The organism is Pseudonocardia sp. CA-107938 (genome assembly GCF_050936315.1).
In the GTDB taxonomy this organism is placed as follows: Bacteria; Actinomycetota; Actinomycetes; order Mycobacteriales; family Pseudonocardiaceae; genus Pseudonocardia.
The window spans coordinates 3,157,386-3,179,852 of the sequence record NZ_JBNJNA010000001.1 but is presented as its reverse complement, the minus strand read 5'-3'; the positions used below and the strand labels follow the sequence as shown (position 1 = coordinate 3,179,852).

At 73.9% G+C, this 22,467-nt stretch carries 21 protein-coding genes; 14 read left to right on the top strand and 7 right to left on the bottom strand.

Translation table 11 applies throughout. The features are described 5' to 3' along the window. The first annotated feature begins 117 nt into the window (after positions 1-117). The 3 genes from ACQEVB_RS15830 (at position 118) to ACQEVB_RS15820 (ending at position 6,582) form a co-directional block, all read left to right on the top strand. Positions 118-1,590, top strand: coding sequence for an FAD-dependent monooxygenase (locus ACQEVB_RS15830; RefSeq protein ID WP_432971226.1), 1,473 nt, complete (start codon positions 118-120; stop codon positions 1,588-1,590). Between the two features lie 260 nt (positions 1,591-1,850). Continuing rightward, positions 1,851-3,803 (top strand): potassium transporter Kup, encoded by a 1,953-nt coding sequence (locus tag ACQEVB_RS15825; RefSeq protein ID WP_432971223.1) that lies wholly within the window; start codon positions 1,851-1,853, stop codon positions 3,801-3,803. 31 nt (positions 3,804-3,834) lie between these two features. Continuing rightward, positions 3,835-6,582: an AAA family ATPase gene (locus ACQEVB_RS15820; protein WP_432971220.1), complete on the top strand. Its 2,748-nt coding sequence runs from the start codon at positions 3,835-3,837 to the stop codon at positions 6,580-6,582. Here the strand turns inward: ACQEVB_RS15820 and ACQEVB_RS15815 are convergent. Together ACQEVB_RS15815 and ACQEVB_RS15810 are read right to left on the bottom strand one after the other, a co-directional pair. Beyond that, positions 6,566-7,192: a hypothetical protein gene (locus ACQEVB_RS15815; protein ID WP_432971217.1), complete on the bottom strand. Its 627-nt coding sequence runs from the start codon at positions 7,190-7,192 to the stop codon at positions 6,566-6,568. The two genes, ACQEVB_RS15820 and ACQEVB_RS15815, sit on opposite strands and share 17 nt — an antisense overlap. Positions 7,193-7,202: 10 nt before the next feature. After that, positions 7,203-7,586, bottom strand: coding sequence for a hypothetical protein (locus ACQEVB_RS15810; RefSeq protein WP_432971214.1), 384 nt, complete (start codon positions 7,584-7,586; stop codon positions 7,203-7,205). A gap of 253 nt (positions 7,587-7,839) precedes the next feature. Here ACQEVB_RS15810 and ACQEVB_RS15805 point away from each other — a divergent pair, with 253 nt between their 5' ends. The 4 genes from ACQEVB_RS15805 to ACQEVB_RS15790 all read left to right on the top strand — a co-directional run bounded on the left by ACQEVB_RS15805 (position 7,840) and on the right by ACQEVB_RS15790 (position 12,825). After that, the gene (locus ACQEVB_RS15805; protein ID WP_432971211.1) at positions 7,840-8,613 is read left to right on the top strand and encodes a class I SAM-dependent methyltransferase; all 774 of its coding nucleotides are present in this window, start codon (positions 7,840-7,842) and stop codon (positions 8,611-8,613) included. Between the two features lie 72 nt (positions 8,614-8,685). Then, positions 8,686-9,108 (top strand): nuclear transport factor 2 family protein, encoded by a 423-nt coding sequence (locus ACQEVB_RS15800; protein ID WP_432971209.1) that lies wholly within the window; start codon positions 8,686-8,688, stop codon positions 9,106-9,108. 62 nt (positions 9,109-9,170) lie between these two features. After that, a complete protein-coding gene (locus ACQEVB_RS15795; protein WP_432971207.1) occupies positions 9,171-9,989 on the top strand; it encodes an AfsR/SARP family transcriptional regulator in 819 nt (272 codons plus the stop codon). 43 nt (positions 9,990-10,032) lie between these two features. Beyond that, positions 10,033-12,825: an ATP-binding protein gene (locus ACQEVB_RS15790; RefSeq protein ID WP_432971204.1), complete on the top strand. Its 2,793-nt coding sequence runs from the start codon at positions 10,033-10,035 to the stop codon at positions 12,823-12,825. Here the strand turns inward: ACQEVB_RS15790 and ACQEVB_RS15785 are convergent. The 3 genes from ACQEVB_RS15785 to ACQEVB_RS15775 are packed head-to-tail and all read right to left on the bottom strand — an operon-like array spanning position 12,814 to position 15,032. Next, entirely contained in the window at positions 12,814-13,551 is a 738-nt protein-coding gene (locus ACQEVB_RS15785) for a thioesterase II family protein (RefSeq protein WP_432971201.1), read from the bottom strand. The two genes, ACQEVB_RS15790 and ACQEVB_RS15785, sit on opposite strands and share 12 nt — an antisense overlap. Continuing rightward, positions 13,548-14,546 carry an aldo/keto reductase gene (locus ACQEVB_RS15780; RefSeq protein ID WP_432971198.1) on the bottom strand — a complete coding sequence of 333 codons (999 nt, stop codon included), beginning with the start codon at positions 14,544-14,546 and terminating at the stop codon, positions 13,548-13,550. The genes ACQEVB_RS15785 and ACQEVB_RS15780 overlap by 4 nt, the downstream gene beginning before the upstream one ends. Before the next feature lie 21 nt (positions 14,547-14,567). Continuing rightward, entirely contained in the window at positions 14,568-15,032 is a 465-nt protein-coding gene (locus ACQEVB_RS15775) for a MarR family winged helix-turn-helix transcriptional regulator (RefSeq protein ID WP_432971195.1), read from the bottom strand. Positions 15,033-15,090: 58 nt separating this feature from the next. Here ACQEVB_RS15775 and ACQEVB_RS15770 point away from each other — a divergent pair, with 58 nt between their 5' ends. Both ACQEVB_RS15770 and ACQEVB_RS15765 read left to right on the top strand, forming a co-directional pair. Further along, the gene (locus ACQEVB_RS15770; RefSeq protein WP_432971192.1) at positions 15,091-15,465 is read left to right on the top strand and encodes a cupin domain-containing protein; all 375 of its coding nucleotides are present in this window, start codon (positions 15,091-15,093) and stop codon (positions 15,463-15,465) included. 133 nt (positions 15,466-15,598) lie between these two features. Next, positions 15,599-16,243: a hypothetical protein gene (locus ACQEVB_RS15765; RefSeq protein WP_432971189.1), complete on the top strand. Its 645-nt coding sequence runs from the start codon at positions 15,599-15,601 to the stop codon at positions 16,241-16,243. On the opposite strand, the gene nuoH is transcribed toward ACQEVB_RS15765, so the two are convergent. Continuing rightward, the gene (nuoH, locus tag ACQEVB_RS15760) at positions 16,130-17,449 is read right to left on the bottom strand and encodes an NADH-quinone oxidoreductase subunit NuoH (RefSeq protein WP_432971186.1); all 1,320 of its coding nucleotides are present in this window, start codon (positions 17,447-17,449) and stop codon (positions 16,130-16,132) included. The genes ACQEVB_RS15765 and nuoH overlap by 114 nt on opposite strands. Further along, positions 17,446-18,054 (bottom strand): TetR/AcrR family transcriptional regulator, encoded by a 609-nt coding sequence (locus ACQEVB_RS15755; protein WP_432971183.1) that lies wholly within the window; start codon positions 18,052-18,054, stop codon positions 17,446-17,448. Before ACQEVB_RS15755 ends, nuoH begins: the two co-directional genes overlap by 4 nt. Positions 18,055-18,115: 61 nt before the next feature. Here ACQEVB_RS15755 and ACQEVB_RS15750 point away from each other — a divergent pair, with 61 nt between their 5' ends. The 5 genes from ACQEVB_RS15750 (at position 18,116) to ACQEVB_RS15730 (ending at position 22,467) form a co-directional block, all read left to right on the top strand. Continuing rightward, entirely contained in the window at positions 18,116-19,057 is a 942-nt protein-coding gene (locus tag ACQEVB_RS15750) for an RNA polymerase sigma-70 factor (protein ID WP_432971180.1), read from the top strand. 83 nt (positions 19,058-19,140) lie between these two features. Next, positions 19,141-20,322 (top strand): NAD(P)/FAD-dependent oxidoreductase, encoded by a 1,182-nt coding sequence (locus ACQEVB_RS15745; RefSeq protein WP_432971177.1) that lies wholly within the window; start codon positions 19,141-19,143, stop codon positions 20,320-20,322. Positions 20,323-20,462: 140 nt separating this feature from the next. Next, positions 20,463-20,597 (top strand): hypothetical protein, encoded by a 135-nt coding sequence (locus ACQEVB_RS15740; protein WP_432971174.1) that lies wholly within the window; start codon positions 20,463-20,465, stop codon positions 20,595-20,597. Positions 20,598-20,616: 19 nt separating this feature from the next. Then, entirely contained in the window at positions 20,617-22,020 is a 1,404-nt protein-coding gene (locus ACQEVB_RS15735; protein ID WP_432971171.1) for an LLM class flavin-dependent oxidoreductase, read from the top strand. 75 nt (positions 22,021-22,095) lie between these two features. Next, positions 22,096-22,467 carry a nuclear transport factor 2 family protein gene (locus tag ACQEVB_RS15730; RefSeq protein ID WP_432971168.1) on the top strand — a complete coding sequence of 124 codons (372 nt, stop codon included), beginning with the start codon at positions 22,096-22,098 and terminating at the stop codon, positions 22,465-22,467.

Here is a 22,467-nt window from a genome sequence, read left to right as displayed (position 1 = left end):
TCCCGCAGCCCGGCTCGCTCCGCCGTTCGAGCGATTAATTCAACGAGTGTTGAGTTTCGTTGAAATCCGGCCTACCGTTCAGGACGTCAACGGAGAACAGCGATCCAGGAGCAGACGGTGACGAACCGGGTGATCGTGGTCGGCGCAGGGCCGACCGGACTGATGCTCGCCCACGAGCTGCGGCTCGCCGGTGTCGAGTGCACGATCGTGGAGAAGCGGGCCGAGCAGGCCAACCTGACCAGGGCGTTCGGCGTCGCCTCGCGAACGCTCGAACTGCTCGACGCACGCGGCATGGCCGACGAGCTCGTCGCCAAGGGCAACCGGGTCCAGCAGGCCGGCCTCAACGGCGACGTCTCGATCGACCTCAGCGTCATCGACAGCCGCTACCCGATGATGCTGATCACGCCGCAGAGCCTGACCGAGAAGATGCTCGAGCAGCGCTGCGTCGACGCGGGCGTGGAGTTCGTCCGCGGAGCGGAGCTCGTCGGGCTCGACCAGGACGCGGACGGCGTCACGGTGTCGCTGTCGAACGGGTCGCAGGAACGGGCGGCCTACGTCGTCGGCTGCGACGGCGCGCACAGCGCCGTGCGCCGCGCGATGGGTGTGGAGTTCGTCGGCCGGGAGAACCGCACCCCCATCACGCTCGCCGACGCCGAGCTGGCCGACCGGCCTGCCGACGCGGTCGCCGCGGCCATCAACAAGCACGGCATCTGCCTGGCCATCCCGTTCGGCGAGGGCGTCCAGCGCGTGATCGTCTGGGACCGCCGCAACGACCGCGTCCCGCTGGACAGGCCGGTGACGGCCGAGGAGATCCGCAGCGCGATGCGACTGATCGCGGGCACCGACTTCGGGATGCGGGAGCCGCGCTGGACGTCGCGGTTCCTGTCCGAGCAGCGCCAGGCGGCGCACTACCGGGACGGCCGCGTGCTCATCGCCGGCGACGCCGCGCACACGCACTCGCCGATCGGTGCGCAGGGCATGAACACCGGGATCGGCGACGCCATGAACCTCGGATGGAAGCTCGCCGCCGTCGTGCACGGCACCGCGCCCGCGTGGCTGCTCGACACGTTCGAGTCGGAGCGCCATCCGGTCGGCGCGAGCGTCCTGCGGCTGACCGACGGTCTGACCAGGATGGCGCTGGTCAAGTCGAACATCGCGCTCAAGCTCGTGCAGGCCGCCATGCGAACGGCGCTGAGCATCGCGGCGATCCGCAAGCACCCGCGCGGCCTCGTCAGCGGCATCGCGATCCGGTACGCGCCGCACGGAACGGACCCGCACCCGCTCGCCGGCACCCGCGCCGCCGACGTCACGTTCCCGGGCGGCCGGCTCTACGAGGACCTGCGGTCGGCGCAGTTCGTCCTGCTCGACGCCACGCCGGGCGCCCCGGCGGCCGCACGGGCGGCGAACGGGTGGGCCGACCGCGTCCACACGCGGGCGATCCCGGCCCGCACGGACGGCGGGCCCGCCGTCGTCCTGGTCCGCCCCGACGCCTACGTCGCCTGGGCGAGCGACACCGCACCCACCGACGCCGAGCTCGACGCGGTGCTCACGCAGTGGTGCGGACCGGCCCGGGTCGCGGTGTCGAGCTGACCGGCGACGACGGCGCGAAGCCGTCGTCGCCGGCGCTGGTCAACGGTCCTTCGGGACCGTGCAACCCTTCGTTCCGCACCCGCAGTTGGTCGTCCGCATCTGGCCTCCCCGACTCGACTCGACTCGATCGAACGTCCAGCGTGCAGGGCGCCGGCACGACCCGGCCACTGACGAACGGGTGAAGCAGCGGACACGTGCGGTGAATCACTCAGGGCCGTGGCGGGTGCGGTACCCGCCGGACCGCCCGCAAGACTGTGCGGATGACCGAAGCCCTGGCGGCCGACCCCGTCCCGGAACCCGCGCCCGTGCCGGGCAGCGCACATCCCGCGGCGCACGGCAGCGGGCTCGCCGGGCTCGCGCTGGGCGCGTTGGGGATCGTGTTCGGCGACATCGGCACCAGCCCGCTGTACGCGATGCAGACCGTGTTCTCGATCGACGGCGGCGTGGTCACCCCCAGCCCCGACGACGTCTACGGGGTCGCGTCGCTGATCTTCTGGTCGCTGACGCTCGTCGTCACCGTCAAGTACGTCGTGTTCGTGCTGCAGGCCGACAACGACGGCGAGGGCGGCATCCTGGCGCTCGCCGCGCTGATCAGGAAGGCGGCCCGCGCTCAGGCCCGCCGGGCCGGGATCGCGCTGGCGCTGGGCGTGCTCGGCGCGTCGCTCTTCTACGGCGACTCGCTGATCACGCCGGCCATCTCCGTGCTGTCGGCCGTCGAGGGCCTCGAGGTCGTGGACCAGCGGCTCGCCGAGTTCGTGCTGCCGATCGGCATCGCGATCCTCACCGGCCTGTTCCTCGTGCAGCGCTGGGGCACCCACCTCGTCGGACGGCTGTTCGGGCCGATCATGGTGGTGTGGTTCCTGGCGTTGGCGCTGCTGGGGATCCCGCACATCGTGGCCCACCCCGGGGTGCTCGGCGGCCTCTCCCCCACGTACGCCATCGCGTTCGTCGTCGCCCACCCGTACATCACGTTCATCGCGATGGGCGCCGTTGTGCTGTCGATCACCGGGGCCGAGGCGCTCTACGCCGACATGGGCCACTTCGGCCGCCGGCCCATCCGGGTCGCCTGGTTCGGGCTCGTGTGGCCCGCGCTGGTGATCGACTACCTGGGCCAGGCGGCCCTCGTGATCGAGAACCCGCAGGCCGTCGCCAACCCGTTCTACCTGCTGGCACCGGAGTCGCTGCGCTGGCCGCTGGTCGTGCTGGCCACGCTCGCCACCGTGATCGCGTCCCAGGCGGTGATCTCCGGCGCGTTCTCCGTCTCGCGGCAGGCGGTGCGGCTCGGGTACCTGCCGCACCTCACGGTCCGCCAGACCTCGACCGTGGAGAGCGGCCAGATCTACGTGCCCGCGGTGAACTGGCTGCTGTTCGGCGGTGTTGTCGTGCTGGTCGTCGCGTTCGAGTCGTCGCAGCGGCTGTCCACCGCCTACGGGCTCGCCGTCACCGGCACGCTGATGCTCACCACCACCCTGTTCCTGATCCAGGCGCGCACGGCGTGGCGGTGGCCGGTGTGGCGGATCGTGCTGGTCGCAGTCGTGCTCGGCGGGCTCGAGCTGGTCTTCTTCGCCGCCAACGTCACGAAGATCGCCACCGGCGGGTGGCTGCCCGTGCTGGTCGCCGTCGTCGTCGTCACGATCATGACGACGTGGCAGAGCGGGCGTCGGCTGATCACGCAGCGGCGGATCGAGCTGGAGGGCCCGCTGCAGGAGTTCGTCGACCGGCTCAACGCCGAGGGCGTTCCCCGCGTGCCGGGGACGGCGGTGTTCCCGCACCCCAACAAGGAGTCGACGCCGCTCGCGCTGCGCGCCAACGTCGCGTTCAACGGGGTGGTCCACGAGCACAACGTGATCATCTCGGTGATCAGCGAGAACGTGCCGCACGTACCGCGCGAGGACCGGCTCGCCGTCGACGAGCTCGGCTACGCGCGCGACGGCATCACGCACCTGACCGCCCGCTTCGGGTTCCAGGACGAGCAGGACGTCCCGGACGTCCTCCGGCAGGCCCGAGGCATGTCCGACGAGCTCGACGTCGACCCCGACACGGCCTACTACTACCTCTCGCGCATGCAGATCACCCGCGGCGACCAGCCAGGACTCGCGTCGTGGCGCAAGCGGCTGTTCATCGGGTTGGCCAACAACGCGGCCTCCCCGGCGGCGTACTTCCGGCTGCCCGTCGACCGCACCGTCGTGATGGGGTCACAGGTTCAGCTCTGACGTAGCCCGTTCGTGGGGCAGGATCACCCACATGTTCCTGGTCGGACGCGATGAACACCGCGCCCGGTTGCACTCGGTGCTCGCCGCAGCGCGCGCCGCGCGGCCGCAGACCGTGGCACTGCGCGGCGATCCCGGCATCGGCAAGACGAGCCTGCTCGAGTACGCCGAGGCCGTCGCCGACGGGTTCCGGGTCGTCCGTGTACAGGGCAACGAGGCCGAGCAGGACATCCCGTTCGCGGCGCTGTCGATGCTGGTCGGCCCGCTGCTGAGCGAGGCGCCCGGGCTGCCGGCGGCGCAGGCCGCCGCGCTCGACGCCGCGCTGGACCTCGGGCCCGCGGTGCACGGCGACCGGCTCGGCGTCGCCGCCGCCACGCTGTCCGTGCTGGCCGCTGCGGCGGAGTCCCGGCCGCTGCTGGTGACCGTCGACGACGTGCACCTGGTCGACGCACCGACCCTGGAGACGCTGGCGTTCACCCTGCGCCGGCTGCGCACGGAACCCGCGGCCGTGGTGATGACCGCGCGGCTGGAGGCCGACGTGGCACCCGACGTCGAGCGCTGGCTCGACCAGGTGCCGACGGTGCTCGTGGACGGGCTGGACCTGGCCTCGGCGCGGCAGCTCACGGCCCATCGCGGTGTGCTGCCCGTCGAGACGTGGCAGGCGGTCGGCGGCAACCCGCTGGCGTTGCTGGAGATGTCCGGCCCGCACGACGCCGCGTTCCTCGACGAGCCGATCGTGCTGTCCGCCCGGCTCATGCGCGCCTACGGCCGCCGGCTCACCGCGCTGCCCGCCGACACCCGTGCGGCGATGCTGCTGCTCGCCGCTGCCGGCCGCGCCGGTGACGTGCTGGACCAGGCGCTCGCGGCGGGCGACCTCACCCGTGCCGCGCTGGAACCCGCCGAGGACGCCGGCCTCGTCGTCATCGACCGCGGCGACGCGCGGTTCGTCCATCCGCTGATCCGCAGCACGCTCTACCACTCGACGTCGCCGGCGACCCGGCGCGCGGCGCACCGCGCGCTGGCCGACGCGTACGCCGACCGGGTGGCGCCCGGCGCGGCCGAGCGGCGCGCGTTCCACCTGGCCGCCGCCACCCCCGCCCCCGACGAGGAGGTGGCCGCGCAGCTCGCGGCCGCCGCGGCCGGTGCTGCAGCCCGGCACAACCACGTCACGGCCGCGGCCCTGTTCGAGCGCGCCGCCCGGCTCAGCCCGCCCGGGGCGGCGCGGGCGCAGCGGACCGTTGAGGCCGCGGTCGCCGGGCAGGCCGCCGGGCTGCTCGACTCGGTCGGGCCGCTGCTGGACATGGCGATCGCCGAGACCGACGACGAGCACCTGCGGATCATCGCCCAGCACCTGCAGTGCCGCGTGCAGATGTGGAGCGGTCAGCCAGTGCAGGCCCGCGACCAGCTGCTGGACCTGGCCGACCGCACCGAGGAGCACGTGCCCGACTGGTCGGCCGCCATGCGGGCGCAGGCCGCGATCGTCAGCATCGCGCTGGGCGAGCAGCGGTTGGCCGCGGCGATGGTGGAGCAGGCGGCGACCGTCACCGCCGACCGGCCCGACGAGCAGCGCATGGGCGTGCTCGTGGCCCAGGCCGTCACCCGCGCGATCAACGGGGACACCACCGGTGCGCGCGCCGTGCTCGACCGGTGCGCGCCGCACCTCCCCGACTGCGACCCGCTCTCGATCGACCAGCTGCTGGTGCAGGGCGCGCTCGCCTACGCCGCGCTGGACGACCTCGCCCCGGCCCGGCACTGGCTGCAGACCGCGGAACGCGCTGCGCGCACCGCGCAGGCCGTCGGGCTGCTGCCGTTCCAGCTGTCGTGGCTGTCGCTGGTGTGCTGGCTGCAGGGCGACTGGCAGAGCGCACTCGCCCACGGCCACGCCGCCGTCCAGTCGGCGGAGGAGACGGGCTGGACGACCGAGCTGCCCAACTGCCTGGTCGCCCTCGCCACCGCCGAGGTCACCCTGGGCCAGGACGACGCGGCGCGCGGGCACCTCGCCGACGCGGCCGAGCTGGGCGCCAAGGGTGGCTCGCGGCTGTTCGCCGCGCACCGGTCGCGCCTGCTCGGCTTGCTGGAGCTGGGCGCCGGGCGCCCCGCGGAGGCCGCGGAGCACCTGCAGGCCGCCGGCGAGTTCGCCGTCGCCCAGCGGATGGGCGACTCGGTGCTGTTCAACTGGGCGGGCGACCTCGTCGAGGCGCTGGTCCGCGCCGGCCGGGCGGATCAGGTGGGGGTGGCCCGCCGCGCGCTCGCGCAGGAGGTCGCGCGCAGCGGCCGGCCCACCGAGGCGGCGATCGCGGCCCGGTGCGACGGCCTGCTCGCCGACTCCCTGGACGCGGGCCGCTCGGCGTTCGAGGCCGCCCTGGGCTGGCACGAGCACACCGAGCGGCCGTTCGAGCAGGCCAGGACCCGGTTCTGCTACGGAGAGCTCCTGCGCCGGCACCAGCTGCGCGCCGAGTCACGCGTCCAGCTCGGGGCCGCGCTCGAGGCGTTCACCCGGCTCGGCGCGACGGCGTGGGCCCGTCGGGCCGAGACCGAGCTGCGGGCGACCGGGCTGACGGCCCGCCGCCGCCCCGCCGGGTCCACGCAGGCCGACCTCGGCTCGCTCACCCCGCGCGAGCTGCGCGTCGCCATGGCCGTGGGCAGGGGTGCGACCAACGCTGAGGCGGCCGCCGAGCTGTTCCTCTCCCGCAAGACCGTCGAGTACCACCTGTCCAACATCTACCGGAAGCTGGAGATCCGTACCCGCGCCGAGCTCGCGCGGCTCATGGCCTCCGGCTGAACGGGCGCAGCGCCGCGAGCCTGCGCGGCGGATCCAGCGGCGGGGTCGGCGCCCCGAACAGGACGGCGAGCTGCGCCGGCATCACGCGCGTCGCGTTCGTCGCGAACTGGGCCGACGTGCGCTCCAGCGCCGCCGCCACCAGCCCGGAGCAGGTGAACGAGCCGTCGCGGAAGAAGATCAGGGACGACCCGGTGAACGCCCAGAGCGTGGTGCTGATGTTCGACAGGAAGCCGTACGGGGCCCTTCGCGCGAGCGCCGCTTCCGCGAACGCCACCATCTGCCGCCGGTCCTCGTCGGACGCGGTGATGTGGACGATCTGGTACGCCCGCCCGTGCTGCGCGTAGTTGCGCAGGTGGTTGCGGCGGACCCCGGTGCCGACCGCCTCGATCAGGTCGCCCGAGGCCGACACGAACAGCGCGGCGTGGGTGTAGCGGGCCATGTGCCGCTGCGTGCGACCCAGCCGCAGCCCCTGCCCGATCCGCAGCAGGTCGTGGTTGATCCCGTGCGCACGGCACAGCAGGAAGTCGCCGGGGCGCAGCAGCTGCTTCTCCGGCGGCGCCGGGTCGACCATGGCGAGCTCGGGACCGGCCGGATCGAGTGGAGACGTCATCGCCCGGTCATCATCGCCGCACGTCGGACAGGTCGGGAAGGTCTGCGGCGAAGCACACGATCGGCACCGCGTCGAGCCGGTCGTCGGTGACCGAGGGGGCCGACACCGTCAGCGTGTGATCGAAGGCCACGACCCGGTAGTACACGAGCCGCAGCCCCGAGAGCCGGGCCCACACCCGGCCCGGGACCGTCCAGTGCGGCCCGGTGGCGAAGACGTTCTCCTCCTCGCCGCCGTAGAAGTAGTTGTCCGGGCTCCGCCCCGCGACGCTCGTCATGAGCCGGCGGTCCGCGGCGAGCTCGACCATGTACAGCGGCGAGCCGGCCGAGTCGACCACGAAGGACAGCGGACCCCAGCTGACGGGCCACACGGCTGGGCACGTGATCGACGGCCGCATGCTCGCCCCCCATCGGCGATCTCCTGGCACCGGTACGCAGAGGCGCGCAGCGGCGCGCGGCGGACCCCCTCCGCTGCCGTCTCCGCCGCACGCCCTGCACGCAGGTCCAGACCGAGTTGTCAGTCCTCGATCTCCCCCGACCCGCGTGGCAGGGAATCTAGGGGCGGCCACCGGGGCGTCGGACCCGGGAAAGCCCCAGGGATCCCGACCGGCGCACCCCGGGTCCCCAGGGTGGCGGCGCTACCGTGGCCCGATGGACACCTGGGCCGGCGCCGACGCCTACGAGCGGTACATCGGCCGCTGGAGTGCCCCGGTGGCGGCCCGGTTCGTGGTGTGGCTGGACGTGCCGCCCGGCCGGCGCTGGCTCGACGTCGGGTGCGGCACCGGGGCGTTGACGCGGGCGGTGCTCGATGCCGGCGCGCCGGAGGGCGTCACGGGGGTCGAGCCGTCCGCGGCGTTCGTCGAGCACGCGCGCCGGGTGCTGGCGGATCGCCCGGCCCGGTTCACCACGGGTGACGCCCGTGACCTGCCGCTGCCCGACGGCAGCGTCGACGCCGTCGTGAGCGGGTTGGTGCTGAACTTCGTGCCGGAGCCGGCGGCCGCACTGGCCGAGGCGGTCCGGGTGGTGGCGCCCGGCGGCACCGTGGCCGCCTACGTCTGGGACTACGCCGAGGGCATGCAGCTGATCCGCTGGTTCTGGGACGCGGCCGTCGCGCTGGACCCGGCCGCCGCCGACCTCGACGAAGGTGCCTGCTTCCCGCTCTGCCACCCGGAGCCCCTGCGCGACCTCTGGACCGCGGCCGGGCTCGCCGACGTCACGGTCGCGCCGATCGTGATCGACACCCCGTTCGCCGACTTCGACGACTACTGGACGCCGTTCCTCGGCGCGGTCGGGCCGGCTCCCGCCTACCTCGCGAAGCAGCCCGCGGACCGGCAGGCGGAGCTGCGCGAGCGGCTGCGCACCCGGGCCGGTGCCGGCCCGCTGCAGCTGACAGCACGCGCCTGGGCGGTCCGCGGACGCGCGTGAAGCCGGTATCAGCCGGCCTGTCCGGTGCTCTGCAGTACGGGATCCGCCCGGATCCAGGCAGGAGCAGGGCAGATGATCACCATCGATCTGGAGGAGCGCACCCGAGCGGTGATCGACGCGTGGAACCGCGCCGACTGGTCGACCTACCGCGCCGCCACCGCGCCGGCGTTCGTGCACGAGGAGCACGCGTTCGGAAGCCGCTGCGACGACGTCGAGGAGGTGGTGCGGCGCTGGCGCCGCGTCACGGCCGTGTACCCCGACACGTCCGCCGAGATCCGCATGCTGGCCCGGCTCGGCTCGACGACGCGCGCCGTCGTGACGTGGCGGGCCACGCAGTCCGCGCCCACACCGGACGGCGCCGGGTTCGCGCCACCCACCTACAAGACGGTCGTCACCCAGGACGTGATCACCATGGACTGGCGGGACGGGCTGCTGGCGGCGGAGCAGCACCGGATCGGGTTCCTGTCGCTGATGGCCCCGCTCCAGCTGATCTGAGTACCCATGATGAGTACTCACCGCCATGTGCGGTGCCAGCGTCCGTCGCTACAAACCGAGCCATGATCTTGCAGGACCCGGTACGGGGAATCGGTCCGGTGGGCGACGCCGACGCGACGGTGCAGGTGCGAGTGCTCGGGCAGACGACGATCACGGCAGGCGGCGTGCCGGTGGAGGTGAACCGGCCGCTCGAACGAGCGCTGTTCGTGCGGTTGGCGCTGGAGAACGGTTGGGCCGTGCGGGACGCGACGCTGGCGGCGGACCTGTGGCCGGACGCGGGCGACGCGATGATCGGCCGCAGGCTGCGCGTCCAGGCGTCGCGGCTGCGCCGGTCGTTGGGGCCGTGGGCGAAGCTGCTCGTCCACGCGGCGGGCGGCGGGTACCGGCTGCTGGGGTGCGAGGTGTCCGACGTGGCGGCGGCGCGACGACTGACTGTCGAGGCCCGGGCGGCCGCGCGGACGCAGCGCCGCCAGGCGGCGGTGGTCGCGGCGACCGCGGCACTGGCGCACTGGCGCGGCCCTGCGCTGGAGGACCTGGTCCGCATCCCGTTCGTCGACGCGGCCGTGACCGGCATCGAGGAGTGGCGGCTGGAGCTGACGACGCTGCGCCTGACCGCGATGCTCCACCTCGCGCCGGCGGAGATGCTCGTGGTGGAGCTGGTCGGGCTCGCCGAGCAGCACCCGTTGAACGAGCGGGTCCAGATGCTCCTCGCGCAGGCCCTGTACTGCGCGGGCCGGCAGGTCGAGGCGCTGCACCGGCTGCGCCTGCTGCGGCAGAGCCTCGTCGACGCCGCAGGTTTGGACGTCACACCGCAGACGGTGCAGCTGGAGTCGCGGATCCTGCGCCACGACCCGACCCTGCAACCGCGATCCGTGGCGTGAGGTGCTCGACGGCTGAGCCGCCGGGAAGGCCGATACTGATCACATGCGGCCTCTGTTGTGCCCGACCCTGGTGGGGCGGGCAGCGGAACTGGACGCGCTGACGGCTGCGTGGGATGCCGCCGCGCACGACGCCGGTTCGGCCGTCCTGATCACCGGAGAGGCCGGGGTCGGCAAGTCGCGCATGGTCGCCGAGCTGCGCAGCCGCTGCGCGGCCGACGGCGGGGTCGCGCTGATCGGGCGCGCCGTCGACACCGCGACGCCGCTGCCGTTCCGGCCGCTCGCCGAGGTACTGCTCGCCGCGGAGCGCGCCGGTGTCGTGACCGACGACGCCGACGTGCGCCCCTTCCGCCCGGCGCTCGACGCCCTCCTGCCCGAGCGGGTCGACGAGCCGAGCGGCACGTCGATCCTGCAGGTGGCGGAGGGGTTCCTGCGGGTGTGCCGGGGCATCGGCCGGCGCCGCGGCGCGGTCGCCGTCGTGCTGGAGGACCTGCACTGGGCCGACGCGGAGACGACCGCGGTGCTCGACTACCTGGCCGACAACGTCGGCGGCGAACCGGTGCTGCTGGTCGCGACGGCGCGCCCGGATCTCGACCGGCCGGCCGTCGGCGCGCTGCTCGCCGCGGTCGACCGCCGGTCGGTGGTGCGGTTGCACCTGGGTCGGCTCAGCGCCGCGCAGACCGTGGAGATGGCGCGGTTGTGCCTCGCGGACGCGCCGGCCGAGGTGGTGCAGTTCGTGACCGAGCGGGCCGAGGGCCTGCCGTTCTTCGTCGAGGAGCTGCTGACCGGGCTGCAGGACGGGCCAGGCCGTCCCGGCGCCGTCGCGCCGGTGACGTTCGCGCACTCCGTCCGCGGACGGGCCGCGTCCCTCCCGCCCGCGCACCAGGACCTGCTCGTCGACGCGGCGCTGGTGGGCCGGCAGCTCGACCTGGACCTCCTCGCGGTGATCGGGGGCGGCGACCGCCCGCTCGTCGACGAGATGGTGACCGGTGCGCAGGCCGCCGGCCTGCTGACCGACGACGAGTGGGGCGTCCGGTTCCGCCATTCCCTGACCCGGGATGTGCTGATCGCGGGGCTCCGCCCGCCGGAGCGGACCACCCGGGCCCGGCAGGCCCTCACCGCCCTCCGCGAGCACGCGCCCGGGATCGCCGGCGACGAACGACTCGGTGCCGCCGCCGACCTCGCCGAGTGGGCGGGCGACGGGCCGGGGGCGACCGCGCTGCTGCTGCAGGCGGCCCTCGCCGCCCTGCGTCAGGGCGCGCTGATGACGGCGGAGAGCGCGCTGCAGCGGGCGCGGCGGCTCACGCCCGGCGGGCCCGACGACCTGGCGGCGGCCGAGCTCCTGCTGGAGGTCCTCGCGCTCGCCGGCCGCGTCGACGAGGCCTTCCAGCTCGGCGCGGACGTGGTGGAGCGGCTCGATCCTGCGCTCGATCCGGGCGGTCGGCGCCGTGCGACCGCGCACCTGGCGATGGCGCGGTGCGCGGTGGCCGACACCGACTGGGCGCTGGCCACCCACCACCTCGCGCTGGCCCGCACGGATGCGCCGGACGTACTGGCCCGGGTCACCACGCTGCAGGCGGTGGTGGCGCTCGGCGAGTACCGGCACGCCGACAGCGCCGTGCTGGCCGCGGCGGCGGTGGCGGCGGCCGAGTCCGCCGACGCCGATCTGCTGTGCGAGGCACTGATGGTGCACGGTCGTTGCACGCTGCTGTCCGACCTGGAGGTCGCCGAGGCGGCGTTCACCCGGGCCGCCCGCGTCGCGCACGACGCCGGGCTCGCGCATCGGGAGGCGCGGGCGCTTGCGGAGCTCAGCACCGTCGCGATCAACCGCGCGCAGGAGCCGCGGCGGCTGCCGGAGGCGCGTGCACTGGCGCAGGCCTGCGGCGCGCCGGAGACCGAGGCCGTCGCCGAGCAGCACCTCGTGCTGGCCGCCTGGAACCGCGACGACGCCGCAGCCATGTGCCAGCACGCCGGGTCCGCGATCGCGATCGCCCGCCGCTACCGGCTGGGCATGCTGCTGCCGTCCGCCCTGATCCTGCTGGCCTGCGGGCACGCCATCCGCGGCGAGGCCGACGCGATGGAGGCGGCGCTGGCCGAGGCGGTCCCGCTGATCGCCGACGACCCGACGCAGCGCGCGGCCGTGCACGCCCAGGCCCGCGGGAGCTGCGCGCTGGCCAGGGACGACGTGGACACTGCCGCCGAGGAACTCGCCATCGGGCTGGCGATCGCGCGGTCGAGCCGGACGGGCCCGATGCCCATGCTCGGCATGGCTGTGCTGATGGCCGCGATCGACGGCACCGACCCTGCGCCGGCCTCGGCCGACCTGCGCGCGATGGGCTACCACGTGATGCGGCCGCTGCACGGGCTCCTGCAGGTCGCGGACGCCGTCCGGGCGGGCCGCGCCGGCGCCGCGGACACGGCGGCCGCGCTGTTCGCCGAGGGGATGCAGGAGCTCGCGACCCAGGCGTTCATGCGGGCGCTGTGCTGGCGGCACGTCGCCCCGTCCGCGGCGGCGGACGGTTGGGGGCAGCCCGTCGCCTGGCTGCAGGCCGCCCACCCGATCTTCGTCGGGCGCGGCCTGGCCGAGCCGGCCGCCGCCGTCCTGACGCTGGAGCGACGGCTGTCCGCGGGCCGTTCCGCGGGCGGGCTCACCACGCGGGAGCGCGAGGTGCTGCAGCTCGTCGCGGAGGGCATGCCGAACCGCTCGATCGCGTCGCGGCTGTACCTGTCGCCGCGCACCGTCGAGAAGCACGTCGAGCGGTTGCTGGCCAAGACGGGCAGCGCGAACCGCGCGCAGCTGGCGACCTACGCGCTGCGCAACCCGGAGCTATCCCTGTAGCGCGACACCGGCGATGATCTCGGCGAGCGCGGCCGGGTCCGCACCGAAGTAGAAGTGCCCGCCCGGCAGCACCCGCAGCGTGAAGCCGGCGGTGGTGTGCACCCGCCAGGCCGCGACGTCGTCGGGCGTGAGCCGCGGGTCGCTGTCCCCGCAGATCCCCACGATCGGCACGGGCAGCGGCGGACCGGGCACGTACCGGTAGGTCTCGGCGGCCTTGTAGTCGTTGCGGATCGCCGGCAGCACCAGCTGGATCAGCTCCGGGTCGTCCAGCACGGCGGCGTCGGTGCCGTTGAGGCGGCTCAGCTCGGCGAGCAGGCCGGCGTCGTCGAGGAGGTGGATGCCGGTCGCGCGGTGCCGCGAGGGGGCGCGGCGGGCGGAGACGACCAGGCCCGCCGGCGGCCCGGCCGTGTCGACCAGCCGGCGCGCGATCTCGAACGCGACGGTGGCGCCCATCGAGTGCCCGAACAGCACCAGCGGCAGGTCGCGCCGCGCGGCGAGGACGGGTGCGAGGTGCTCGGCCAGCACGCCGACGTCGTCGATGCACGGTTCGGTGAAGCGGTCCTGCCGGCCCGGGTACTGCACGGCGAACACCTCGACGTGCGCGGGCAGCGCCCTGGCCAGCGGGAAGAAGTAGCTCGCCGAGCCGCCGGCGTGCGGCAGGCACACGAGCCGGACGGTCGGTTCCCCAGGCTCGCCGTAGCGGCGCAGCCATCGATCGGTCGTCACGCGCTGTCGAGACGGCGCAGGTGCTCGTCGTCGAGGGTGAGCTCGAGCGCGCCGAGGCTCTCGTCGAGCTGCTCGACCGAGCTGGCCCCGAGCACCGGCAGCACCGGCGGGTCGCCGCGCAGCAGCCAGGCGAGCACGACCTGGTTCGGGGTCGCGCCGAGCTCGTCGGCCACCTGGGCGAGCACGGCGAGCCGGTGCCGGCTGCCCTCGTGGTCGTACTGCTCGGGCAACGGCCGGTCGGCCCGGGTGTAGGCGCCCGACAGCAGCGCCGAGTAGGCCAGCACGGTGAGGTCCGGCTGCTCGCGGGCGAGGTCCAGCAGCTCGTCGCTGATGTGGGGGTTCGCGCCGAAGTCGGCTCCGGGACGCGATCGCAGGTAGGTGTGGCGCTGCTGCACGCAGGAGAACGCCGGCTGCCCGGTCGCCGCCGCGATCTCCCGGGCGGCCGCGACGCGCCAGGCGGCGTGGTTGCTGCAGCCGACGACCCGCACCAGGCCGTCCTGCACGAGCGACGCGAACGTGGCCACCGTGTCCGCGAGCGGGGTGCGGCGGTCCTCGATGTGGGCGTAGTAGACGTCGAGCCGGTCGGTGCCGAGCCGGCGCATGCTGGCCTCGGCCTGACTGCGCACCACCTCGTACGACAGCCCTTCCGCGTGCTCCGGCCAGGCCGCGCCGGGCGGGTCGGGCAGCGCACCCACCTTGGTCGCGATCACGACCTCGTCGCGGATCCGCCGCGACGCCAGCCACCGCCCCAGCAGCTCCTCGCTCTCCACGCCGGTGCCTCCGGGCACCCAGAACGAGTAGGTGTTGGCGGTGTCGAGGAACGTGCCACCGGCCTCGACGAACCGGTCCAGGACCGCGAACGCGCGCTCCTCGTCGACGGTGGTCCCGAAGTACATGGTGCCCAGGCACAGCGCGCTGACCTCGAGGCCCGCTCCGCCGTCGGACAGGGTGCGGTGCTCCACGATCTCCCCCCGATCGACGGTCCACTGATCCACTTCCGGTACGACGATACGGGTTCAGAACAGCAGCGCGCGGAAGTGCGGCGAGCGGACCTCGTCCTCCCCCGCCATCGCGGTCAGCACCTCGCGCACGCCGTCGATGACGGCGTCGCCGAAGCGCTCGCGCAGCCGGCGCTCGTAGGCGCGGTGGTAGGCGCGGGCGGCGGCGAGCGCGGCCTCGCCGCGCTCGGTCAGGTGCAGTAGCCGCACCCGAGCGTCCGACGGGTCGGGCCGGCGCTCGACGTAGCCGCGCCGCTCCATGTCGTCGGCGATCTGGCTGGCGCCCTGCTTGGTGATCTCCAGGCGCTTCGCCATGGCGCTGATCGTCGTCGGGCCGTCGCCGAGCGTGCGCAGCACGAAGCCGTCGGAGCGGCCCTGGTCGGCGAACCCCCGCTCGGCCGTCGTCGCGCGCAGCCCGCGCACGAACTCGTGCTCGGCGGCCACCAGGAGGATCCCGAAATCGGGCTTGCGCGGATCGGTCATGCCCGTCATAGTAGTCAAGCCAGCTTGGTCAAGCTGGCTTGACTATTGGAGGAACGCAATGCAGATCACCACCCGCGCAGCCGACGCGCCGCGGCACCAGCTGCCGGGCGTCGAGTTCACCGTGCTGGCCTCGCCGAGCCTCGGCTCCGCCGGCCTGTGCACGTGGAAGCTCACCCTGGCTCCCGGTGTCCGCGGCGACAACACGCACACCATCGACCGCGACGAGGTGTTCATGGTGCTGAGCGGTTCGGTCCGGGTCACCCCGGACGGCGACGAGCTGCACCCCGGCGACGCCGCGGTCGTGCCGGCCGGCGAGCCGATCGCCGTGTCCAACCTGGGCGACGGCCCGGCGGAGGTCCACGTCGCCATCACGGCGGGCTTCTCCGCGAAGGGACCCGACGGCAGCACGATGCAGCCGCCGTGGTCCCTGTGAGCCACCTCCGTGGGTGTAGACCGGCAGCGTCGGCCTACACCCACGGAGGTAGTGCAGGTGTCACCCCGTGACGGTCGTTCCGGGCACCTCCCAGCCGCGAAGGTGGGAGCCCGCCGAACGAAGGAGTTCCGTCATGGAGCGCGCCACCACCACCGGGGTGCTCGCCTCGGCGGGTTTCCTGCTCGCCTTCCTCGCGGTCGGGCCCGTGTCCGGCGCGCTGGCCGACCGGCCGCTGCCGCTGCCTGACGCGGCGCCCGCGGAGACCGAGGCCTACTACCTCGCCAACCCGGCGGCCGTCGGCTGGTCGGCCGTGTTGCAGGTGGTGTCCGTCGCCTGCCTCGCGGTGTTCGTCATCGGCCTCGCGCCCGCGCTGCGCGCCGCAGGCGCAACCTGGCTGCCCCCGGTCGGCCGCCTCTCCGTGGTGGCCATGGTCGTCTCGTCCGCCCTGTCGGCCGTGCTGCTCGTCGTGGCGCCGGTGGCGGACGACGCCACTGTCGACGCACTGCGCCGGGCGAGCTTCTACGCCGGCGGCGTCGCCACCGTGGTGTCCCTCGGGGTGTTCGTGCTCGGTTCCGCCGTCACGCTGGGCCGCGAGCGGCTCTTCGGCAGCCCCACCCGCTGGTTCGGGCTGATCGCCGGCACGCTCGCCGCGCTGTCGGTGCTGTCACTGGCGTTCTACTACGCCAGCGCACTCCTGCCGATCGGCCGCGTGCTGTGCATGGTCTGGACGGTCGTCGTCGCGGTCGTCGTCCTCCGCCGGGTGCGCGTGGAGGGTTGAGCGGCGCTCGGGCACCGAGAGGTCGATCGGGGGCACCGGGAAGTCCGACGCCAGCTCGATCACCGGCTCCGCGTCGACCTGCCGGTCCGGCACCGCGAACGCGATCGCCAGCACGATCACCAACGCGATTCCGACCGTGATCAGCACGCCGGTGACGCCGAACCCGGACTGGCGCATCGTGCGGATCGCGAAGATCGCCAGGATCCACAACAAGCTGCCCGGCACCAGCACCTTCCAGCCCAGGCGCATGAACTGGTCGTACCGCAGCCGCGGCAGCGTGCCGCGCAGCCAGATGAACACGAACAAGAACACGAACGTCTTGACCAGGAACGCCAGGAACTGGAACCAGCCCGAGTTGAACCCGTCCCACAGCAACGGCAACCACGGGATCTGCCCGCCACCCAGGAACAGCGTGGTGGCCATCGCCGACACCGTCACCATGTTCACGTACTCGGCCAGGAAGAACAGCGCGAACTTCAACGAGCTGTACTCGGTGTGGAACCCACCCACCAGCTCCGACTCCGCCTCCGGCAGGTCGAACGGTGCCCGGTTCGTCTCGCCGACCATCGAGATGACGAACACGACGAAGCTCGGGGCGAGGAGCAGCGCGTTCCACCCGGACGCCTGCCCGGCCACGATGTCCGCCGTGGACAGCGACCCCGAGTACAGGATCACCCCGACGATCGACAGGCCCAACGCGATCTCGTAGGAGATCACCTGCGCCGCCGACCGCAGCGCCGCCAGCAACGGGTACGGCGACCCGGAGGCCCAGCCGCCCAGCACGATCCCGTACACGCCGATCGAGCTGCAGGCCAGCACCACCAGCACCCCGACCGGCAGATCCACCAGCTGGAGGACCGTCTCCTCGCCGAAGATCGAGACCTTGCCGCCGAACGGGATCACCGAGAACGCCACGAAGGCGGGAATGGTGGAGATGACCGGCGCGATGAAGAACACGCGCTTGTCGGCCATCACCGGCGTGACGTCCTCCTTGAACACCAGCTTCAGCGCGTCCGCGATGCTCTGCAACCACCCGCCGGGCCCGACCCGGTTCGGACCCGGACGCTGCTGCATCCGCGCGACGACCTTCCGTTCGCTGACGATCATCACCATCGTCAGGAGCAGCCCGATGATGAACAGCGCGAGGACCTTCAGCAGGACCAGCCAGATCGGGTCGTCGGCCAACAGCTGCTGGGTGGACGTCATCGGCGGGTCGCCCGGTCGACGGTGGCCACCAGCTGCGCGCCCAGCGCGTCCACGTCGGTCTCCGGGTCGGCCACCAGCACCGCAGCCGCGCCGTTGAGCAGGTGCCGCAGGGCGACGCACATGAAGCGGACGTCGAAGTCGCGGAACTCGCCCCGCTCCTGGCCGGCGCGCAGGACCTGCCCGACCATCTCGAACTCCAGCTCGTGCGAGTGCAGCCCGTACACCGGCCGGCCGGCGGCGTCGCGCAGCCCGTTCCAGACCTCCTGCGCGGCGGCGACCTCCCGGCGGTGCCCGGCGTAGTAGTCGACGTTGCCGAGCACGAGCCCGCGCAGCTGCGCCGCCGGGCTCGCATCCACGGGCACGAACCGCTCGATGTGCGGCCCGGCCTCGCCGAGCACCGTCGAGACGACCTCGCGCATCAGCTCGTCCCGGTCGGCGAAGTGGTACGAGATCATCCGCGTGCTGGCGACCCCAGCCTGGTCGGCGATCCGCGCGAAGCTCGCCCTGGCGAACCCCTCGTCGGCCAGCACCTCGATCGCCGCCGCCACGATCTGCCGCCGTCGCGCATCCGCGGTGACGGATCGACCGGTCTCGATGACTCGCATGAGTCAATTATTACCTGATCAAGTCAAAGAAGGTCGCCGGCGTCCGGGTTAACGTGATCGCATGCTCGTCAGCGCGCAGGAGGTCGAGGTCTTCGAGGCAGCACGGCCGCGGTTGGAGGCGATCGCGTACCGCCTGCTGGGCTCGGCGAGCGACGCCGAGGACGCCGTGCAGGACACGTTCCTGCGCTGGCAGGCCGCCGACCGCGAGCTCATCGAGACCCCTGAGGCTTGGCTGACGAAGGTGCTCACCAACCTCTGCCTCAACCGGCTCACGTCGGCGCGGGCCAGGCGGGAGACCTACGTGGGTCAGTGGCTCCCGGAGCCGGTGCTGGCCGGGGACCGGATGCTCGGCCCGTCCGACACGGTGGAGCAGCGCGACTCCGTCTCGATCGCGATGCTCGCCGTGATGGAGCGGCTCTCCGCCCGCGAACGCGTCGTGTACGTGCTGCGGGAGGCCTTCGGGTACTCGCACGCCGAGATCGCCGAGGTGCTCGACCTCACCGAGTCGAACTGCCAGCAGATCTACCGCCGGGCGAAGCAGCACCTCGCCGCGGACCGGCGGCGGGTGCCCGTCGACGCGGCTGCCGCCCGTCGGATCGTCGAGGAGTTCCTCGCCGCAGCGCTGAGCGGCCGCACCGACGCGCTGGTGCGGATGCTCACGGACGACGCGATCAGCGTCGGCGACGGTGGCGGCCTGATCTTCTCGCTGCCGAGCCCGGTCACCGGCAAGGTGCGGGTGGCGCGGTTCCTGCGCGGGCTGTTCACGCCCAGCGAGCGGAAGTGGGAGCTCCTCGGCGGCCGGCCCGTCCTGTACGCGGCGGTCGCGAACGGCGTGCCCGCCATGGTCGTGATGATCGAGGGCCGGGTCGCCGGCGTGATCTCGCTCGACGTCACCACCGACGGCATCGCCGCGGTCCACGCCCAGGTGAACCCCGGCAAGCTGGCGCGCGCGGGGCGCCAGTGGGACTCCTCCGACCACGGGGATCCGCTCGAGAGCTGGTGACTCAGGTCACGTCAGGCGACTGTCAGGCTTCGCGCCCCTGCCCGGTTCAGGAAGCACACACCGACCGGACAGGAGGGTTCACCATGAAGCACCGCATCGTCGTCCTCGGAGCCGGGTACGCCGGAGCCAACGCCGCCGGCCGCCTGGCGAAGCGCCTGCACGCCGACGACGTCGAGATCACCCTCGTCAACGCCGACCCGGAGTTCGTCGAGCGGGTCCGCATGCACCAGCTCGCGACCGGCCAGGACCTCGCGCCGCGCCCGCTGGCCGACGTGTTCGCCGGCACCGGCGTGCGGGTGCGGATCGCGCAGGTCACCGCCGTCGACGCCGAACGCAGGATCGTGAACGTCGACGAGGCCGCGGGTCCCGCGGAGATCGCCTACGACACGCTCGTCTTCGCCCTCGGCAGCACCGCGAACGACTACGGCGTGCCCGGCGTCGCGGAGCACGCCCACCACATCGCCGGCAAGCGGTCGGCGCTGCGGCTGCGGGCGCGCCTGGCCGAGCTGCCCGCCGGCGCCACCGTGCTCGTCGTCGGCGGCGGCCTCACCGGCATCGAGGCCGTCACCGAGATCGCCGAGGCCCGGCCCGACCTCGACGTCGCCCTCGCCGCCCGCGCCGGCCTCGGCGACTGGCTGAGCGCGAAGGCCCAGGCCCACCTCCGCGCGACGGTCGACCGGCTCGGCATCACCGTGCACGAGCACACCGAGATCGCCCGCGTCGAGCCGGCCGCCGCGGTCACCGTCGACGGCGCCACGATCCCGGCCGACGTGACGGTCTGGACGGCCGGCTTCGCCGTCCACCCGATCGCCGCAGCCACGACCCTCGAGGTCTCCCCGACCGGGCAGATCGTCGTCGACGAGACCATGCGGTCCGTCTCGCACCCCGACGTCTACGCGGTCGGCGACGCCGCGCTGGCCCCGGGTGCCGCCGGCACCCCGCTGCGGATGTCCTGCGCCTCCGGCGTGCCCACCGCGCACCTGGCCGCCGACGCGATCGCGGCCCGGCTGACCGGGCAGCCCGTGCCCGCGAACAAGATCGGCTACCTCGGCCAGTGCATCAGCCTCGGCCGCAGCGACGCCATCGTGCAGTGGGTGACCCCGCAGGACGAGGTCAAGCCGTCCGCGCTCACCGGCCGGGCAGCCGCGCGGGTCAAGGAGCTGATCTGCCGGAGCGCGGCCTGGAGCATCTCCCACCCGACGACGCTGGCGCCGAGCCGGCGCCGCCGCGTCGTGGCCGAGCAGCCCGTCGCCACCAACGCCTGACCGCGCTGCCCGAGGCGACCCACGTCAGGCGCCCTGCCCGTCGGGGTTGCCGGACGGGCAGGGAAGCGTGCCGGGCCGGCCGGGTCTTCCTGGGCTCGTGGGGAGTGCCTGCGGTGTCTCCGCCGCCCGACGATGGACGCATGACCTCCGCGATCTCCGCCACCGCGTTCTGCGCGCTGTTCCCCCTGCTGGTGCTGCTCGCGCCGCTGCTGCTGGACGCGTTCGAGCGCCGGCTGCTCGGCGACCGGGGAGGATCTCGCCCGGCACGCAGCTGATCAGGGCATACTGCCGCCCGTGGAGCTACCCGACCCGGCGCTCGTGGTGCTCGTCGGGCCGGCCGGTGCGGGGAAGTCGACGTGGGCGGCTGCCCGCTACCGCGCCGTCGAGATCGTCTCCTCCGACGCGCTGCGCGAACGGGTCGGCACCGGACCGGCCGACCTCGACGCCACCACCGACGCGTTCGCCGTGCTGGAGGCGATCGTCGCTGCGCGGCTGCGACGCGGGCTCACCACGGTCGTCGACACGCTCGGGCTCGATCCGGCGAGCCGCCGGCGCTGGCTGGCGGCCGGTCGCGCCGCCGGGCTCCCGTGCGTCGCCGTCGTGTTCGACACCCCGGGCGAGGTCTGCCGCGCTCGCAACCGGACGCGCGACCGGCCCGTCCCGGCACCGGCTCTGACGTCCCAGCTGCGCCGGATGCCGGCCGTGACCGCGGAGATCGCGACCGAGGGCTGGACGCTGGTCGAGCACGTCGAGGACCGGCCGGCGCCGGCCCCGGTCCCGCCCCCGGTCGCCATCGCCGCCGGTGCCCGGCCGTTGTTCGCCGAACCGGGCCGGCTGTCGTTCCTGCTGCAGGTGTCGCGCTTCCCGTGGGGCGACGACCCGGCGGGCTGGCTGCGCGACGTCGCCCGCGCGGCCGAGGAAGCGGGCTTCGCCGGCCTCGCGCTCATGGACCACCTGATCCAGATCCCGCAGGTCGGACGGCCGTTCGAGCCGATCCCCGAACCGCTGGTGACGCTGGGCCTGCTCGCCGGCGCGACGACGACGCTGCACCTGGGCACCCTCGTCTCCCCGGTCACGTTCCGCCCGCCGGGTGTGCTCGCGAAGGCCGTGGCCACCCTCGACGCGCTCAGCGGCGGGCGCGCGTTCTGCGGGCTCGGCGCGGGCTGGTGGGACCGCGAGCACGCCGCGTTCGGGGTGCCGTTCCCGGCCCCGGCCGCCCGCGTCGACCTGGTCGAGCAGGCCGTGCCCGTCATGCGGGCGCTGTGGGCACCCGGCACCAAGCCCGGCGCCGGCCTCCCGGAGACCACCTGCTACCCGCGGCCGAGCGGTGCCCCACCGATCATCGTCGGCGGCACCGGCCGGCGGGTGCTGCGGATCGCGGCGACCCTCGGCGACGCCTGCAACGTGCCCGCCGCACGGGTCGCCGAGGTCGGGCAGCAGCGTCGGGTCACGGTGCTCGACACGCCGCTGCTCGGCGCCGACCGCGAGCACGTCGCCCAGCTCGTGGAGCGGCTGCGCGGTCGCACGGCTGCCGCGGCCTTCGCCGCGCGCCACCACGCCGGACCGGCCGCCGAGCACGTGCGCCGGTACGGGGGCCTCGCCGAGCAGGGCGTCTGCACGGTGTTCGTGGCGCCGCCGGACCTGGCCGGGCCGGCCGAGGTGGCCCGCTGGGCGCAGGTCACGGCCGCGCTGGCGTGACCCGGGAGGTAATCGCTCCACGCCCGCACCTCGACCAGGCTCGATCTCGTCAGCACGAGAACGAGGAGATCTTCGATGACCGAGTTCACCGCGATCGCCGAGCGCTACATCGCCGCCTTCAACGAGACCGACCCGACCGCGCGCAAGGAGCGGGTGGCCGCGCTGTTCGCCGGCGATGCCACCTACACCGACCCGCTGGCCGACGTCGCCGGCCACGACGGCATCGACGGCTTCCTCGACGCCGCGCAGCAGCAGCTCGCGGGATTCACGTTCCGGCTCGCCGGCGACGTCGACGGCCACCACCGGCAGGCCCGGTTTCGCTGGGTTGCGGGCCCGGCCGGGGTCGCCGACGAGGACGCCCCGGTCGTCGGGTTCGACGTGATCGTCCTCGACGGGGACGGGCGGATCCGCAGCGTCCACGGCTTCCTCGACGCGGTCCCGGCCTGA

What these genes read in the sequence shown, in the direction of transcription:
- ACQEVB_RS15770 (WP_432971192.1), top strand. Translation starts at nt 15,091, where the DNA reads ATGCAGATCACCACCCGCGCAGCCGACGCGCCGCGGCACCAGCTGCCG.
- ACQEVB_RS15765 (WP_432971189.1), top strand. Translation starts at nt 15,599, where the DNA reads ATGGAGCGCGCCACCACCACCGGGGTGCTCGCCTCGGCGGGTTTCCTG.
- ACQEVB_RS15730 (WP_432971168.1), top strand. Translation starts at nt 22,096, where the DNA reads ATGACCGAGTTCACCGCGATCGCCGAGCGCTACATCGCCGCCTTCAAC.
- ACQEVB_RS15745 (WP_432971177.1), top strand. Translation starts at nt 19,141, where the DNA reads ATGAAGCACCGCATCGTCGTCCTCGGAGCCGGGTACGCCGGAGCCAAC.
- ACQEVB_RS15800 (WP_432971209.1), top strand. Translation starts at nt 8,686, where the DNA reads ATGATCACCATCGATCTGGAGGAGCGCACCCGAGCGGTGATCGACGCG.
- ACQEVB_RS15825 (WP_432971223.1), top strand. Translation starts at nt 1,851, where the DNA reads ATGACCGAAGCCCTGGCGGCCGACCCCGTCCCGGAACCCGCGCCCGTG.
- ACQEVB_RS15750 (WP_432971180.1), top strand. Translation starts at nt 18,116, where the DNA reads ATGCTCGTCAGCGCGCAGGAGGTCGAGGTCTTCGAGGCAGCACGGCCG.
- ACQEVB_RS15775 (WP_432971195.1), bottom strand. Translation starts at nt 15,032, where the DNA reads ATGACCGATCCGCGCAAGCCCGATTTCGGGATCCTCCTGGTGGCCGCC.
- ACQEVB_RS15740 (WP_432971174.1), top strand. Translation starts at nt 20,463, where the DNA reads ATGACCTCCGCGATCTCCGCCACCGCGTTCTGCGCGCTGTTCCCCCTG.
- nuoH (WP_432971186.1), bottom strand. Translation starts at nt 17,449, where the DNA reads ATGACGTCCACCCAGCAGCTGTTGGCCGACGACCCGATCTGGCTGGTC.
- ACQEVB_RS15810 (WP_432971214.1), bottom strand. Translation starts at nt 7,586, where the DNA reads ATGCGGCCGTCGATCACGTGCCCAGCCGTGTGGCCCGTCAGCTGGGGT.
- ACQEVB_RS15805 (WP_432971211.1), top strand. Translation starts at nt 7,840, where the DNA reads ATGGACACCTGGGCCGGCGCCGACGCCTACGAGCGGTACATCGGCCGC.
- ACQEVB_RS15795 (WP_432971207.1), top strand. Translation starts at nt 9,171, where the DNA reads ATGATCTTGCAGGACCCGGTACGGGGAATCGGTCCGGTGGGCGACGCC.
- ACQEVB_RS15790 (WP_432971204.1), top strand. Translation starts at nt 10,033, where the DNA reads ATGCGGCCTCTGTTGTGCCCGACCCTGGTGGGGCGGGCAGCGGAACTG.
- ACQEVB_RS15755 (WP_432971183.1), bottom strand. Translation starts at nt 18,054, where the DNA reads ATGCGAGTCATCGAGACCGGTCGATCCGTCACCGCGGATGCGCGACGG.
- ACQEVB_RS15820 (WP_432971220.1), top strand. Translation starts at nt 3,835, where the DNA reads ATGTTCCTGGTCGGACGCGATGAACACCGCGCCCGGTTGCACTCGGTG.
- ACQEVB_RS15815 (WP_432971217.1), bottom strand. Translation starts at nt 7,192, where the DNA reads ATGACGTCTCCACTCGATCCGGCCGGTCCCGAGCTCGCCATGGTCGAC.